This window comes from Erythrobacter sp. RANMB8 (genome assembly GCF_056848235.1).
Genome location: NZ_JBREHG010000001.1, coordinates 27860 through 42512 on the forward strand (window position 1 = coordinate 27860; position 14653 = coordinate 42512).

Below are 14653 nucleotides of genomic sequence, written 5' to 3' on the forward strand. Positions count from 1 at the left end.
GTCTAGCAATCCCCGCCCGTGCGAGGGAGAGGGGTTTCCACAGGGTTGAGCGCTTTTACATGCGCCTGAGGTCGTTGCTTTCGGCAGGCACGCTGACAGTCAGCCCGTCCATGTCGGCGGTCAGTTCGATCTGGCACGACAGGCGCGAGGTGCGGCGCGCACCGGCGGCAAAATCGAGCATGTCTTCCTCTTCCTCGGCAGCGGGCGGCAGGCGGTCGAACCACTCGGCGGCGACGATCACGTGGCAGGTCGAGCAGGCCATCTGGCCTTCGCATGTGCCTTCGAGCGGCAGGCCCGCCGCCTGCCCTGCGCGCAGCAGGTTGTCGCCCGGCTCGCAAGTGGCGCTAACCGGCTTGCCGCGCGGATCGATGAAGGTGATGGTGATGCTCACAGGCCCTGTTCCCTGGCGGCCGCGTTGATCATGGCGGCTGCGGTTTCGATTTCAGCCGCACTGGTATAGCGGCCAAAGCCGAGGCGGATAGAGGACTTTGCCTCGGCGTCGGTCAATCCGATAGCGCGCAGCATGTGGCTGGGGCGGCCAGAGCCAGAGGCGCAGGCGCTTCCGGCGGAGAACATCACCTGCCTGCAATCGCTCATCAGCCTTGCGACATCGAGGCCGTCCTTCCTGATGTTGAGATTGCCGTGCCAGCGGTGGGCGGCGCTGCCGTTCAAATCCCAGTCCGCAAAGGCATCGCGGGCGGCGTTCCACAAATGTTTCACGTGAAACATTTGCTCGGCCATATCCTCTCCCGCCAGCCGCGCTGCCGCGCCGAAGCCTGCGCACAGGGCGGGCGAGAGCGTGCCGGAACGCAAGCCCGCCTCCTGCCCGCCGCCCCATAACAGAGGGGCAGGCAAGCCCGCATCAGCCGCGATCCACACAGCACCTATGCCTTTCGGGCCATGCATCTTGTGCGCCGAGACGGCAATGTAATCGGGTCTAAACGGGGTCAAGGGCAGTCTGGAGGCAGCCTGGACGGCATCAACCAGCACCCGCACCCCTGCCGCATGGGCAATCGCAATGGCTTCTTCGAGCGGGTGGACCACCCCGATCTCGTTATTGACTGCCATGATCGCGACCAGCCCGGTGGCTGGCGTGATCGCGGTCGAAAGCGCCTCCGGATCGGCGCGGCCATCGGGCAAGACGGGCAGCACGGTAAACCGCCGCCCCTGCGCCTCGACCACCCGCCGGCAATCGAGCACGGCGGCATGTTCGGTGGCAAAGGTGATGACATCGCCGGATGTGCCTTGCAGCACCATGTTAAGCGCCTCGGTCGCGCCGGAGGTGAAGATCACCTTGCCGCCTGCGGGCATCAGCGCGGCGACCTGATCACGCGCGGCCTCGATCGCGGCGGCGGCCATGCGGCCCATGCGGTGGGGGGAATGGGGATTGCCGAAAGTGTCGTCGGCAGGCCCGCCGAGCCAGCGCAACATCGCCTCGCGGGCTTCGGGCGCGAGCGGCGTTGTGGCCTGATAGTCGAGGTAGATCATGGGCCTGCCCCTACCTCGTCATTGCGAGCGAAGCGAAGCAATCCATGGCCCGACATTGCGACCCGGCACCACGACGGGCCATGGATTGCCGCGTCGCCTTCGGCTCCTCGCAATGACGAAATCAGCATAGCGAAGCCCAAGCCTCGCTGAACCGCTCCAGTTCCTCGGGCGTGGTCGACCACCCGATGCTGACCCGGATCGTGCGCGCGGCGACATCATCGGCAACGCCAAAGGCATCGAGCACCCGGCTTTTCTTGAGCGTACCCGAAGAACAGGCGCTCCCCGCCGACACCGCAAAGCCCATGGCGTCGAGGCGGATCAGCAGGGCTTGGGCGCTCAGCGTGGGGTGGGCGATAGAACCGATGAACATTGAGGTCATCCCCTCGCCGTCAATCACCTGGCCCCCAGCCTCCCATACCAGATCATTCAGCTCGATGAATTTGTCGCCAACTTCGACAAATGCTTCGGAGCCTTCCGATGGCCATTGTTCCAGCGCGGCTGCCATGCCGAGGGCGGCGGGAAGGTTCTCCGTCCCCTGTCGATAGCCTCGTTCGTGACCGCCAATCGGTTCGAGCATACCGAAATCCCGCACAAGCAATGCGCCGATCCCGATCGGTCCTCCGAACTTGTGAGCCGAGATGACGGCCAAATCGACGTCGGGCAGTTCGTGCTTTCCTGCGCTCTGGGAGCAGTCGGCCAGCAGCAGTCCGCCAGCCTCGCGCACAATCGGCGCATACTCGAACAGCGGTTGCATCACCCCGGTTTCCGAATTCACATGCTGGATGGCGACCAAGGGGCTGTCGCCTCCTTCCAGAGCCTTGGCGAGATTGACCGCTCCCACCAACGGACCTTGCCCGAGGGCGATCACCTCGGCATCCGGCGCAGCCCGAAACACCGCGTCATGCTCCACCGCGCTGACGATACGGCGGCTCGCCTTGCAGCGGTTGAGCGCAATCGCAAGCGCCTCGCTCGCGCCGCTGGTGAAGATCACCTCCCCTTCCCACCCCAGCGCCCGCTTCACCCGCTCGCGCGCGTCCTCCAGCGCGGCGCGCGCACGGCGGCCTTCGGCGTGGGGGCTTGAGGGGTTCGCCCAGATGGCAAAGCCTTCCTCCATCGCCGCCCTCGCCTCGGGGCGCAGCGGCGAGGTGGCGGCGTGATCGAGATAGACCCGTCGGGGAATGACCATTTCCTCACAAGAAATTGCGATTTTCGCGCGTGCCCCTATATAGGCCGCGCAATCGCCAGCGCCACCCGGCGCGCAGGCTCTCGATCACAAGGTTTGCCCGATGCCCTCAGTCATCTTTCCCGGCCCGGAAGGCCGTCTTGAAGGCCGTTTCTCCCCGCCCCCGCGCCCGCGTGCGCCGGTGGCGATGATCCTGCACCCGCACCCCGAAGGCGGCGGCACGATGAACGACCGGATCGTGCAGCGGCTCTACAAGACCTTCGCCGACCGCGGGTTCGCCACCCTGCGCTTCAACTTCCGCGGCGTGGGCCGTTCGCAAGGCTCATTCGACAGCGGCATCGGCGAACTTTCCGACGCGGCGAGCGCGCTCGACTGGGTGCAGTCGATCCACCCCGAAGCGCAGAGCACCTGGATCGCAGGCTACAGCTTCGGCGCGCTGATCGGCATGCAGCTGCTGATGCGCCGCCCCGAAGTGCGCGGCTTCATCTCGGTCGCGCCGCCGGCCAACATGTATGACTTCAGCTTCCTTGCCCCCTGTCCCGCCAGCGGCATCTTCGTGCAGGGTGCGGCGGATACCGTGGTGCAGCCCAATGCGGTGCAGAAGCTGGTCGACAAGCTGCGCACCCAGAAGCACATCACCATCCACCACGAGGAAATCCCGCGTGCCAACCACTTCTTCGAAAACGAGCTCGAAGAACTGATGGCCTCGGTCGACAATTATTTGGATTTCCGCCTGAGCCCGGATTGCCCGATCAAGTAAAAGGCTGGAGCGGCGCACACCCCTTCCCCGTTCGTCCTGAGCGTGTCGAAGGACTGTTTTTTCCTTGAGACTCGCGCCGAGTTCCAAAAGTGAAGAACGACCCTTCGACAAGCTCAGGGCGAACGGCCTAGCTTAACTTGCGTGATTTTTCTGCAATTGGTTTTCAGTCGCAACGCGAAACCATTTCGCCCCTATCAAAAAGCATAGTAATTATGCGCGTGAGCGGGGCCGGAGGGTTTTGCTCGAAAGCGTTGGTGTCATCAGCACTCCGGCCGCCGCTCCCACGATGATGGAGAGAGGAGCCCCCTGAATGACCTACGCCTCCAACACCCGCCGTCCCAACCCCGCCGCCCTTGCAGGCGCTCTCGGCATCCCCGCTGCCGTGGGCGCGCTGATGGTGGTGGGACTGGCGGTCACCGTTGTAACCGCACCGCCGGAACCCCGCCTCAAGGGCTTTACCGTCAGGCCGATCCCGATCCCCCCGCCGCCGCCCGATCCGGTCGAACCGGCGACGAGCACCGCGAAGACTGCGACTGCCTCCACCCGCACCACAGTGACCCCGCCAACCGGTATGCTGCCGGTCGATCTGGGGCGCAGCGATCCGGTCGGCACCCTGCCCGGCACCGGCGATCTGATCGGACCGGTCACCGGCCCGGTCGATTTCGGCATCCCGCAGCCGACGCCCAGCGCCTCGCCGTTCAAGCCGGTGGGCGCCAGCCCGCGCACCAATCCGGGTCGCTGGGTAACCGACCGCGACTATCGCCCGCGCTGGATGCGTGAAGGCCTGACCGGCAGCGCCAGCTTCTCCCTCGGCATCGATGCGAGCGGCAAGGTAACCGATTGCACCATCACCCGTTCGACCGGGCACGAACCGCTCGACAGCGCCACCTGCCAGCTGATCCGCGAGCGCGCCCGTTTCGACGCGGCACGCGATGGCAATGGCAGGCCGGTGGCTGGCAGCTACAGCGGCACGATCACCTGGCGGATCCCTGATTGAATAAAGGCGGCGCGGTTTTCGGGCCGCGCCGCTCTTACTGCGCTTCTCCGGCTGTCTTGATCTGGGTGATCGGCGCTTCGCCGCTGCTGGTGGGGATGGTCCAGATCAGCACGTTGATCACCGCGATCACCGCCAGCACCAGCATCAGCGCCGGGTTCTTCCATTGGCCGGTGCGCCGCCACAGGGCAAAAGCCCCGCCCACCAGCGCCAGCGCGGCCAGCATCACGATCGAAAGCACGATATCGGTCATGGCTGTACTCTAGCCCGCAATCGCGCCCCCGCGCAATTGACTTGGGCGCGCCCGCTCGCCAAACCTCGGCCGCATGAGAGAGAGATTTGCCGATTTCACCCGCCGCCAGACGCTTGCCGGTCTTGGCGGAGTTTCCACCCTTGCGCTGCTGCCCGCCTGTGCGGGATCGGGCGCGGCGCCGGCCAGCGCCTCGGCCCCGATCGGCGCGCTCGCGCCCGATGCCGCGCTCGATGCGATCGCCTACCGGATGCTGGCGCATGAACCGGGCCGCGCCACCGGGCTCGGGGTCGATACCGGAGACTATGCCGCCTGGCGCTCCACCTTCGGCACGGGCGGCGAGGAAGGCCGCAGCGAATATGCCGCCACCCTGAAAGAACTGGTCGCCGAAGCCAGGGCCTATCCCAAGGCGGGCCTGACCAGCGACCAGCAGATTGGGTTCGAGGTGGTGGAAACCGCCTTTGCGAGCGCCGTGAAGGGCATGGCCCTGCCCTATGGCGATGTCGCCGTCGGCAGCTGGCGCAATGCGCCCTATGTCGTGATCCAGAACGTGGGCGGCTATATCGATCTGCCGCGCTTCTTCGGATCGACCCAGCCGATGAAGACCGCCGAGGACATCGGCCCCTACATGGACCGTCTGGCCGAGGTGCCCGCGATCCTCGATGGCGAGCTGGACCGTATCCGCTCGGCGCGCGGGATGGGCGTGGTGCCGCCTTCCTTCCTGCTCGACAAGGCAATTGCCCAGATGGAGGCGAGCCTTGGTCAGGCGAAGGATTCCTATGCCGGGCCGCTCGCCGGTTCGGGCGTGGCCGGGGCGGATCGCAACGCGGCGATGGCCGAACGGATTGTCGCCACCGGCATCGTCCCCGCGCTGGAACGGCAGCTTGCCGAACTCAAGGTGCAACGCGCCTCGGCCAAGCACGCAGCGGGGATGTGGGCCCAGCCGATGGGCGAGGAATATTACAGCTGGGCGGTCGGCGCATCGACCACCACCTCCATGACGCCGGACGAGATCCACCGTCAGGGCCTTGCCGAGCTGGAGGAAATCCACGGGAAGATGGACCCGATCTTGCGCGAGATCGGCTATACCACCGGCAGCGTGGGGGACCGGATGCGCGCCCTGTCAGACGATCCGCGCTACAAATTCGCCGAGGGCGATCCGGGCCGCGCCGAGATTTTCAGCTTCATCAACGACCGCGTGGCGTGGATCAAATCGCAGATGCCACGTGCCTTCAACCAGCTGGTCGATCCGCCGCTGGAGGTGCGCCGCCTGCCGCTCGCCGAAGAACCCGGCGCGCCGGGTGCCTATGGCGGGGCGGGCAGCAAGGATGGCTCGATTCCGGGCCGGTTCTGGATCAACCTGCGCACCACCGATCTGCACCGCAAGTATGATCTGGCCGACCTCACCTTCCACGAGAGCATCCCCGGCCACGTATGGGAGGGCGAGTTTTCCAACCGCCTGCCGCTGATCCGCTCGATCCTCGCCTTCAACGCCTTCAGCGAAGGCTGGGCGCTCTATGGCGAACAGCTGGCTGACGAGCTGGGCGCCTATGACGAATTCAAGGTCGGGCGGCTCGGCTACCTGCAATCCCTCGCCTTCCGTGCCTGCCGTCTGGTGGTGGACACGGGCCTCCATTCAAAGCGCTGGACCCGCGAACAGGGCCGCCAGTTCTTTGTCGAACGCAACGGTTCCAAGGTCGAGGAAGTCGCCTCGGAAGTCGATCGCTATTGCAGCTGGCCGGGACAGGCCTGCGGCTACAAGATCGGCCACACCGAAATCGTCCGCCAGCGCGCCCGCGCCCAGGCCGAACTTGGTTCGCGGTATGATTTCAAGGCGTTCAACACCGCCGTGGTGCTGGGCGGCAACGCGCCGCTGAGCGTGGTGGCGAACACGGTGAGCCGGTATATCGCGCAGGCGAAGGGGTAATACCGAAGGGCGATGAGCTTGCCTCATCGCCCTTCGGTCAAGCCCGTGCGGCACCTGAGCATTTCCAGCGCGTGATGCGGCAGCATCTTGGCGCGCTGGTAAAAAGCGCCGCAATACGGCGCTGGTAAGACACGCGAAAATCAATATCCTGTCCCGATCGCCATGCAATCGCAGGCATGGTGAAAGGGGGGTATATGATCCGGGCATTCTTCCGCATGGCCGCAGCCGCGCTGCTCGTCGCGGCATCGCCGGTGCTGGCTGAATGGCATCAGGCATCGAGCGACCGCTTCGTGATCTATTCCGATTCGCGCGCCGAGGACCTGCGCGAATTTGCCCAGACGCTGGAACGCTATCATGTCGCGATGGAGCTTGAGAGCGGCCGGCGCGTCGCAGTGCCCAGTCCGTCGAACCGGCTTACCATCTATCTGGTCGGCACGGTCGAGGAACTGCGCACCCTATATGGCGCGCCGCGTTCATCGGTCGGCGGCTTCTACATCCCCCGCGCCAAGGGCTCGGTCGCCTTCGTGCCCAATGTCCGCATCAGCGCGACTGACGGCAGCCGCGGCGCAACCGGCACCCGCCGCCGGCGCGGCACGGGTGACACGCTGCCGCGCGAACTCGGCACGCTGCTGCACGAATATGCCCACCACTTCCTGATCGGCACCTCGCGCCACGCCATGCCGCGCTGGCTGAGCGAGGGGGCGGCGGAATATTTCTCCTCCGCCCGCTTCGGCGCGGATGGATCGGTCGATCTCGGCCTGCCCAATAATGACCGGGCGTGGGAGCTGAGCCAGGCCGTGCCGGTTTCGGTCGAGGAACTGCTCGATTACGAGACCTTCCGCAAGAAGAGCGATTCGCGCTACACCGCCTATTACGGGCGCAGCTGGCTGCTGTTCCATTGCCTGCGTTTCAATCTGGGCCGTGCGGGGCAACTGCCGCGATACTGGCAGGCGGTCGCCAACGGCACAGACAGTCTGACTGCGGGCAAGCAGGTGTTCGGCGATCTGGCGGTGCTGGAAAAGGAACTCGATGCCTATGGCCGCCAGCGCAGCATGGCGGGGATGCGCTTCAGTGCCGACGCGATCCGCATCGGCGCGGTGCGTGTCACCCCGCTCAGCGCGGGCCACGCCGCAATGATGCCGGTCATCATGCAATCGGAACGCGGCGTCGATGACGAGAAAGCCGCCGCTGTCGTGGCCGAGGCGCGCAGGATTGCCGCGCGCTATCCCGGCGATGGAGCGGTGCTCGCCGCGCTGGCCGAGGCCGAGTATGACGCCGGCAATGATGATGCTGCCATCGCCGCTGCCGAAGCTGCCGTGGCTGCCGATCCCGGCGCGATCAACGCCTATGTGCAGCACGGCTATGCCCTGTTCCGCAAGGCCGAGGACGCCGAGGACAAGGACGCGGCCTTCGCCGATGCGATGCGCCCGTTCGAGGCGTTGAATGCGATCGAGGCCGATCACACCCAGCCGCTGATCCACTATTTCCGCAGCTTTACCCGGCGCGGGGTCAGCCCGCCTGATGGCGCACGCCATGCGATCGAACGGGCGAGCGAGCTTGCCCCCTTCGACCAGAACCTCTCGGTCGAGGTGGCGATCCTCAAGGCTTCGGAAGGGGAAAACACGCTGGCGCGGTTCCTGCTCGGGCCGGTGGCGGCGGACCCCCACGGGGGCAAGCGGGCCGCGGCGGCACGCGGGCTGATGGAGCGGCTTGCTGTCACCCCCGATGGTCAGCGCATCAGGGTGAGCGGGTTCAATCCGGATGGCTCTGTTGAGGGTGACGACGACGAAGAAGGCGACGGGGACGGTTGAACGCCCCCGCCGGCAAAGCCCGTTCAGCTCTTGCCGAACAGCCCCTTGGCCATGCCCAGAATGTCGTTCACCGGATTGCCATCGCCATCCTTGTCGAGGATCGAGGCAAAGTTGGAAAGCGAGCCCTCGCCGCCGATGGCCGCCACGATCTGGCTCAGCGCGTCCTTGGGAAGGCCGGTCTTTTCCGCTGCCAGTTCGACCGTGTCGCCATCGAGCTGATGGGTGTGGCCGAGGGTCGCGATCGCCTTTTCGACCATCGCGGGGTCAAGCCCCACCTGCTTGGCCAGATTGACCACATCATCCGGCGCGCCGCCGATGTTCTTCAGAATTCCGTCGAGAATGCTCATGTCCTTGTCCTCCCAGGTATCGAGTCGGGAGAGATTGTGCCGCAAATTCGCGGCAGGACAAAGTAACGGAAGGTAACACCAGAGGGTGGTGAATGTGATTCATCATCCTCTGGTCAAGCCCGTGCGGCGCCTGAGCATTTCCAGCGCGTGATGCGACAGCATCCTGGCGCGCTGATAAAAAGCCCCGCACCGGTCTTGCGCCGGGCGGGGCTCTCCTCTCCAACTCGTGTGGCGATCAGGCGGCGACGGGCGCCGGTGCGGCCTGACGCACGCCTTCGTCGACATGGGCTTCGAACTGCGCGAAGTTGTCGATGAACAGCTGCACCAGCTTCTTGGCGGTGGCGTCATACTCGTCACCGTCAGCCCAGGTGCTGCGCGGATCGAGGATGGTCTGGTCCAGCCCCGCTTCAGCCAGCGCAGGCACGAAAACCGGCACATCGAAGCCGAAATTGGGGTCCTTGCGGAACTCGACATCGTCCATCTTGCCGTCGAGCACGGCGTTGAGCAGCGCGCGGGTCGCCTTGATCGGCATGCGGCTGCCGGTGCCATACTTGCCGCCGGTCCAGCCGGTGTTGACCAGCCAGCATTCCGCACCGCCCTTGCCGATGCGTTCTTTCAGCAGGTTGCCGTAAACGCTCGGATGGCGCGGCATGAAGGCGGCGCCGAAGCAGGTGGAGAAGGTCGCTTCCGGTTCGGTCACGCCGATTTCGGTGCCCGCGACCTTGGCGGTGTAGCCGCTGAGGAAGTAATACATCGCCTGATCCGCGGTCAGCCGCGCGATCGGGGGCAGCACGCCGAAGGCATCGGCGGTGAGCATGATCACGTTCGACGGCGCCGGGCCGAGGTTCTTCTCGCTCGTGTTCGGGATGAACTCGATCGGATAGGCGCCGCGGGTGTTTTCGGTCTTCGAGGAATCCGTGAAGTCGAGCTCGCGGGTGTCCGGGTCCATCGCCACGTTTTCGAGGATCGTGCCGAACATCTGCGTGGTGGCGTAGATTTCCGGCTCACCCTCGGCGGAGAGGTTGATCATCTTGGCGTAGCAGCCGCCTTCGAAATTGAACACCGCGGTGTCCGACCAGCCGTGCTCGTCATCGCCGATCAGGGTGCGGCTGGCGTCAGCCGACAGCGTGGTCTTGCCGGTGCCCGAAAGGCCGAAGAAGATCGCGCTCTTGCCGTCGGCGCCGATATTGGCCGAACAGTGCATCGGCATCACGCCCTGCGCGGGCAGGAGGTAATTGAGCAGGCCGAACACGCCCTTCTTCATCTCGCCCGAATATTCGGTGTTGCCGATCAGGATCAGCTTTTCGGTGAAGCTGACCGCGATCACCGTGTCGCTGCGGCAGCCGTGACGTTCCGGGTCGGCCTTGAAGCTGGGCAGGTTGATGATGGTGTATTCGGGGACGAAGCTGGCGAGCTCGTCAGACGTGGGGCGCACCAGCAGAGTGCGGATGAACAGGTTGTGCCACGCCAGCTGATTGATCACGCGCACGTTGACGCGATATTCCGGCTGCGAACCGCCGAACAGGTCAGCGACGTAGAGCTCGTCCTGCCCTTCGAGTTCCTTGAGGAAATCGGCCTTCAGCGCGGCGAAATGGGCCTCGCTCATCGGCTGGTTGATCGGCCCCCAGTTGATGGTGTTTTCGGTCTCGGCGTCACGGACGATGTACTTGTCCTTGACGCTGCGACCGGTGAACCGGCCGGTATCGACCAGCAGCGCACCATGCTTCGTCAGCTGGCCTTCACCCTTCTTCAGCGCGTGTTCCACCAGCGCCGAAGTGCCGAGGTTGGCGTGGATCTTTGCGCGGGTGGCGAGGTTCTGGGCGGCCAGCGGGGTTGCGAGCGAAGTCAACGTAACGTCTCCTGGGCGAGGCGGCAGAGTGATGCGAGGCAGGGTCATCAGGCACTCGCCAGCGAATCCCCCGCCCCCTCACGTACTCCGTAGCATCTGCGCATACGTATGCAACCTTGGGCGGGGAAAGGGCTGACGTGCCACCCGATCCCGTGTCCGGGGCCTTAGTTGGCGACTCTGTCCGCGTCAAACCGGCGGCGACATAGCAATTTTGCGGGGCGGCCAACCGGGACTTTCAGCCATCCACAGGCAATTGTCTCGGGCGCGGGTTGAGGCTACCCATTGGCACCATGTCCGACACCATCTCCGGCCCTTCCGGCGAAGCGCACACCCAGACCGGCGATTCCGGCCGCAAGCTGCAGATCGCGCTGGTGGATGATGATCGCAACATCCTCACCACCGTTTCGATCGCATTGCAGGCCGAAGGCTTCGCCACGCGCCTCTACTCCGATGGCGAGACTGCCTTGAAGGCGCTGCTCGACAATCCGCCCGATCTGGCCGTGTTCGATATCAAGATGCCGAAGATGGACGGGATGGAACTGCTGCGCCGCCTGCGCGAGAATTCCGCCCTTCCGGTGATCTTCCTCACCAGCAAGGATGATGAAAGCGACGAGGAGGCCGGGCTTGAGCTGGGGGCGGATGATTACATCGCCAAGCCCTTCAGCCTGCGCCTACTGATCGCGCGCATCCGCGCCATCCTGCGCCGTGCGGACACGGTGCCAGCCGGCACCGGCCCGGTCGCCACGCCCGAGCCCGCTCCCGCAACGCTGGTGCGCGGACGCCTGTTCATGGACCCGGCGCGCCATCAGGTGATGTGGAATGGGAAGGCCGTGAGCCTCACCGTCACCGAATTCCTGATCCTCGAAGCCCTCGCCATCCGGCCCGGCGTGATCAAGAGCCGCAACCAGCTGATGGATGCAGCTTACCCGGACGATGCCTTCGTCGATGACCGCACCGTCGACAGCCACATCAAGCGGATGCGGCGCAAGTTCAAACTGGTCGATCCCGGTTTCGATGCGATCGATACGCTCTACGGCGCGGGATACAGCTTTACCGATGCCTGACCGGCCTCGCCCGAGCGGCGAACAATTGACCGCCACCGGCCGGTTCGCGCTGACGGGCCGCATTCTGGCGGTCAACATCCTGCCGCTGCTGATCATTGCAGGCGGGCTGTTCTATCTCGATGGCTACCGCGCGCAGCTGATCAACGAACGCTTCAAGCTCGCCCGGATCGAGGCGCAGATCACCGCCGAGGCGCTCGCCGGGGCCAGCCGCGAGCGGCAGGAGGCTCTGCTGGTGCAGATCGGCAAGGAACAGCGGATGCGGCTGCGGATGTTCGATGCGCAAGGCAAGCTGACGGCCGACAGCTTCGCCCTCGCCGATCCCTCGTTCCGCTTCAACGACATCAATGATGACGACTGGGAACAGCGCTTTGCCCGCTGGCTCGACCGCACCGTCGATACCATCGTCAGCGCCGAAAGCGTGCAGGACTATGTCGAGCCTGAAGCGCAGGATGCCGATGCCTGGCCCGAACTGGCGCGGGCGCGCGAACTCGGCCTGTCGCAGGTGCGGCTTTATGACTGGCGCGATGGGACGCCGGTGATCACTGCCGCCGCGCCGGTGGGCTTGCAGGGCGCGACGCTGCTGACCGTGCGCAACGCGGTCGACATTACCGAAAGCGTCCGTTCGGCGCGCACCACGCTGGGCTTTGCCATGCTGCTGCTGCTGGCGGCCTCGGCGCTGCTGTCGCTGTTCCTCGCCCGCACCATCGTCACTCCGCTGCGGCAGTTGGCCAAGGCGGCGGTGCGGGTGCGCCAGGGCCGCGAGCGCGAGGTCGAGGTGCCGCGCCTGCCGCAGCGCAGTGACGAGATCGGCCTGCTGGCCCGCGCCGTGTCCGACATGACCGGGGCGCTGCGCCAGCGGATCGATGCGGTCGACAGTTTCGCCGCCGACGTCGCCCATGAAATCAAGAACCCGCTCGCCAGCTTGCGCAGCGCGGTCGACACCCTCCCGCGGGTCGAGGACCCTGCCCTGCGGCAGGAGCTGATCGGAATCGCCGCGCATGACGTGCGCCGGATCGACCGGCTGGTGACCGAAATCGCCGCCGCAAGCCGGGTCGAATCCGAAATCAGCCGCGCCAAGCTGGAACGGGTCGATCTGGCAGACCTGTTTGCCAACCTCATCCGCAGCCGCGAGGATCGCGGGCTGAATGGCGGGCGGCGGCTGGTGCTCGAAGCGGGGGGCGGCGCCTGCACGGTGATGGGCGTGCCGACGCAGCTTGAACGGGTGGCCGAAAACCTGCTCGACAATGCCGTGTCCTTCTCCCCGCCCGATGGCACGGTGACGGTCCATATCGAACGCAGCGAACGGCAGGTCATCACCGAAGTGTGCGACGAAGGCCCGGGGATCGCGGCCGAACGGCGCGAGGACGTGTTCCGCCGCTTCCATTCCGACCGTCCCGAAGGCGAAAGCTTCGGCAATCACTCGGGGCTCGGCCTCGCGATCGGCCGCGCCATTGCCGAGGCGCATGATGGATCGCTGCTGGCCGATGCCCGCCCGGATGGTGCAGCCGGCGCGTGCCTGCGCCTTGCCCTGCCCGCCGCACCATGACCGGGGCTGCACCCCTCGTGATGCAGGCTGGCGCTGTCGCGATGGGCGGGCGTGCGGTGCTGATCGAAGGCCCGCCGGGCAGCGGCAAATCCAGTCTCGCCCTCGCGCTGATCGAAACCGGAGCAGGGCTGATCGGCGATGATGCGGTTACGCTGGTGCGCGAAGGAGACCGCCTGATCGCCCTCCCGCCGCCCAATATCGCCGGTTTGCTGGAAGTGCGCGGGGTGGGCCTTGCGACCCTGCCCGTCGCCCCGCCTGCCCCGGTGGCACTGATGCTCGCGCTGGGCGGCGCATCGTCCGACCGCCTGCCCGAAATGCCGCTGCCACGCCGCATGATCGCGGGGGTGGAGATTCCGGTGCTGGCCTTCGATCCCGGCACGATCGCCCCTGCCGCCCGCGCCCGGCACGCGATTGCGCTGCACGGACTGGGTGGCGAAGACGCTTCCCTTTCGTCGCCATCCGCGCAAGATACCCGGCCATGACCGAACCCGCCGCCCCTCCTGCCGATCCCGCCGCACCCCAGCAATTGCTGCTGGTGACAGGCCTTTCGGGTGCGGGCAAATCCACCGCGCTGGCGGTGCTGGAAGACCTCGGCTGGGAGACGATCGACAACTTCCCCGTCCGCCTGCTCAAACGGCTGGTCGCCATGCCGGACGAGGCCCGCGGCCCGCTCGCCATCGGCTTCGATTCGCGCACCCGCGGCTTCGTGCCTGCCGAAATCATCGCGCTGCTCAAGGACCTAGCCGCCCGCGCCGATATCGCGCCGGTGTTCATGTTCCTCGACTGCACCGGAGCCGAGCTGGAACGGCGCTTCAACGAAACCCGCCGCCGTCATCCGATGGCCGCCGGGCGCACGGTGCAGGAAGGCATCGCCGCGGAGCGCGAATTGCTCGAACCGCTGCGCCGCTGGGCCGATCTGGTGATCGACACTTCGGCGATGACCAGCAACGATCTGCAGGCACAGGTGCGCGGGCAGTTCGGAACCGAAGACAGCGAATCGGCGATGACGCTGACCATCTCAAGCTTCGGCTTTGCCCGCGGGATGCCGCCGCTCGCCGATCTGGTGTTCGACATGCGGTTTCTCGACAATCCGCACTGGGTGCCGGATTTGCGCGAGCTTACCGGACAGGATGCGCCGGTGGGGCAGCATATCGAACGCGATCCGGCCTTCGCCGATGCCTTCGCCCGTATCCGCGACCTGCTGCTGGTGCTGCTGCCGCGCTATCAGGCGCAGGGCAAACCCTATGTCCATGTCGCCTTCGGCTGCACCGGCGGGCGGCACCGCTCGGTCTACACCGCCGAGACCATGGCAGAAAGCTTGCGCATGGCGGGATTTTCGCCCACTGTCCGCCATCGCAATCTGGGATCGCGCGCCGCCGACGAGATCGAACGGCCCCGTCATTAGACGCGCATTGCCCGGATCAGTGCAAACGC

The 14653-nt window shown here is 65.9% G+C and carries 14 protein-coding genes; 8 read left to right on the top strand and 6 right to left on the bottom strand.

Annotated elements, in window-relative coordinates; translation table 11 throughout:
- Window positions 1–55: 55 nt before the first annotated feature.
- From ACU0AG_RS00150 to ACU0AG_RS00160, 3 genes are all read right to left on the bottom strand, one after another.
- Window positions 56–385, bottom strand: a complete 330-nt coding sequence (locus tag ACU0AG_RS00150) for a 2Fe-2S iron-sulfur cluster-binding protein (RefSeq protein WP_482780775.1) — start codon at window positions 383–385, stop codon at window positions 56–58.
- A 2-nt stretch (window positions 386–387) separates the two neighbouring features.
- Window positions 388–1488 carry a cysteine desulfurase family protein gene (locus ACU0AG_RS00155; protein WP_482780230.1) on the bottom strand — a complete coding sequence of 367 codons (1101 nt, stop codon included), beginning with the start codon at window positions 1486–1488 and terminating at the stop codon, window positions 388–390.
- A 121-nt stretch (window positions 1489–1609) separates the two neighbouring features.
- Complete coding sequence (locus ACU0AG_RS00160) at window positions 1610–2602, bottom strand: cysteine desulfurase family protein (protein ID WP_482780776.1); 993 nt, start codon at window positions 2600–2602, stop codon at window positions 1610–1612.
- A 172-nt stretch (window positions 2603–2774) separates the two neighbouring features.
- Between ACU0AG_RS00160 and ACU0AG_RS00165 the strand changes: the two genes are divergently transcribed.
- Together ACU0AG_RS00165 and ACU0AG_RS00170 are read left to right on the top strand one after the other, a co-directional pair.
- The gene (locus tag ACU0AG_RS00165; RefSeq protein WP_069309774.1) at window positions 2775–3431 is read left to right on the top strand and encodes an alpha/beta hydrolase; all 657 of its coding nucleotides are present in this window, start codon (window positions 2775–2777) and stop codon (window positions 3429–3431) included.
- 310 nt (window positions 3432–3741) lie between these two features.
- Window positions 3742–4428, top strand: a complete 687-nt coding sequence (locus ACU0AG_RS00170) for an energy transducer TonB (protein ID WP_482780231.1) — start codon at window positions 3742–3744, stop codon at window positions 4426–4428.
- A 34-nt stretch (window positions 4429–4462) separates the two neighbouring features.
- Here the strand turns inward: ACU0AG_RS00170 and ACU0AG_RS00175 are convergent, their stop codons facing one another.
- Window positions 4463–4678 carry a hypothetical protein gene (locus ACU0AG_RS00175; RefSeq protein ID WP_482780232.1) on the bottom strand — a complete coding sequence of 72 codons (216 nt, stop codon included), beginning with the start codon at window positions 4676–4678 and terminating at the stop codon, window positions 4463–4465.
- 73 nt (window positions 4679–4751) lie between these two features.
- On the opposite strand from ACU0AG_RS00175, the gene ACU0AG_RS00180 reads away from it, so the two are divergent.
- Together ACU0AG_RS00180 and ACU0AG_RS00185 are read left to right on the top strand one after the other, a co-directional pair.
- Window positions 4752–6602 (top strand): DUF885 domain-containing protein, encoded by a 1851-nt coding sequence (locus ACU0AG_RS00180; RefSeq protein ID WP_482780233.1) that lies wholly within the window; start codon window positions 4752–4754, stop codon window positions 6600–6602.
- 194 nt (window positions 6603–6796) lie between these two features.
- On the top strand, window positions 6797–8413 hold the full coding sequence (locus ACU0AG_RS00185; protein ID WP_482780234.1) for a DUF1570 domain-containing protein: 1617 nt from the start codon (window positions 6797–6799) through the stop codon (window positions 8411–8413).
- A 23-nt stretch (window positions 8414–8436) separates the two neighbouring features.
- Here the strand turns inward: ACU0AG_RS00185 and ACU0AG_RS00190 are convergent, their stop codons facing one another.
- Both ACU0AG_RS00190 and ACU0AG_RS00195 read right to left on the bottom strand, forming a co-directional pair.
- Window positions 8437–8760: a hypothetical protein gene (locus tag ACU0AG_RS00190; protein ID WP_482780235.1), complete on the bottom strand. Its 324-nt coding sequence runs from the start codon at window positions 8758–8760 to the stop codon at window positions 8437–8439.
- Between the two features lie 235 nt (window positions 8761–8995).
- On the bottom strand, window positions 8996–10657 hold the full coding sequence (locus ACU0AG_RS00195; RefSeq protein ID WP_482780236.1) for a phosphoenolpyruvate carboxykinase: 1662 nt from the start codon (window positions 10655–10657) through the stop codon (window positions 8996–8998).
- Window positions 10658–10899: 242 nt separating this feature from the next.
- On the opposite strand from ACU0AG_RS00195, the gene ACU0AG_RS00200 reads away from it, so the two are divergent.
- From ACU0AG_RS00200 to rapZ, 4 genes are read left to right on the top strand one after another with little or no spacing between them, the layout of a single operon-like run.
- On the top strand, window positions 10900–11673 hold the full coding sequence (locus tag ACU0AG_RS00200) for a response regulator transcription factor (protein WP_482780237.1): 774 nt from the start codon (window positions 10900–10902) through the stop codon (window positions 11671–11673).
- On the top strand, window positions 11666–13219 hold the full coding sequence (locus tag ACU0AG_RS00205; RefSeq protein ID WP_482780238.1) for a sensor histidine kinase: 1554 nt from the start codon (window positions 11666–11668) through the stop codon (window positions 13217–13219). Before ACU0AG_RS00200 ends, ACU0AG_RS00205 begins: the two co-directional genes overlap by 8 nt.
- Window positions 13216–13701: an HPr kinase/phosphorylase gene (locus tag ACU0AG_RS00210; RefSeq protein WP_482780239.1), complete on the top strand. Its 486-nt coding sequence runs from the start codon at window positions 13216–13218 to the stop codon at window positions 13699–13701. The genes ACU0AG_RS00205 and ACU0AG_RS00210 overlap by 4 nt, the downstream gene beginning before the upstream one ends.
- Window positions 13698–14624 (top strand): RNase adapter RapZ, encoded by a 927-nt coding sequence (gene rapZ / locus ACU0AG_RS00215; RefSeq protein WP_482780240.1) that lies wholly within the window; start codon window positions 13698–13700, stop codon window positions 14622–14624. The genes ACU0AG_RS00210 and rapZ overlap by 4 nt, the downstream gene beginning before the upstream one ends.
- The last annotated feature ends 29 nt before the right edge of the window (window positions 14625–14653 follow it).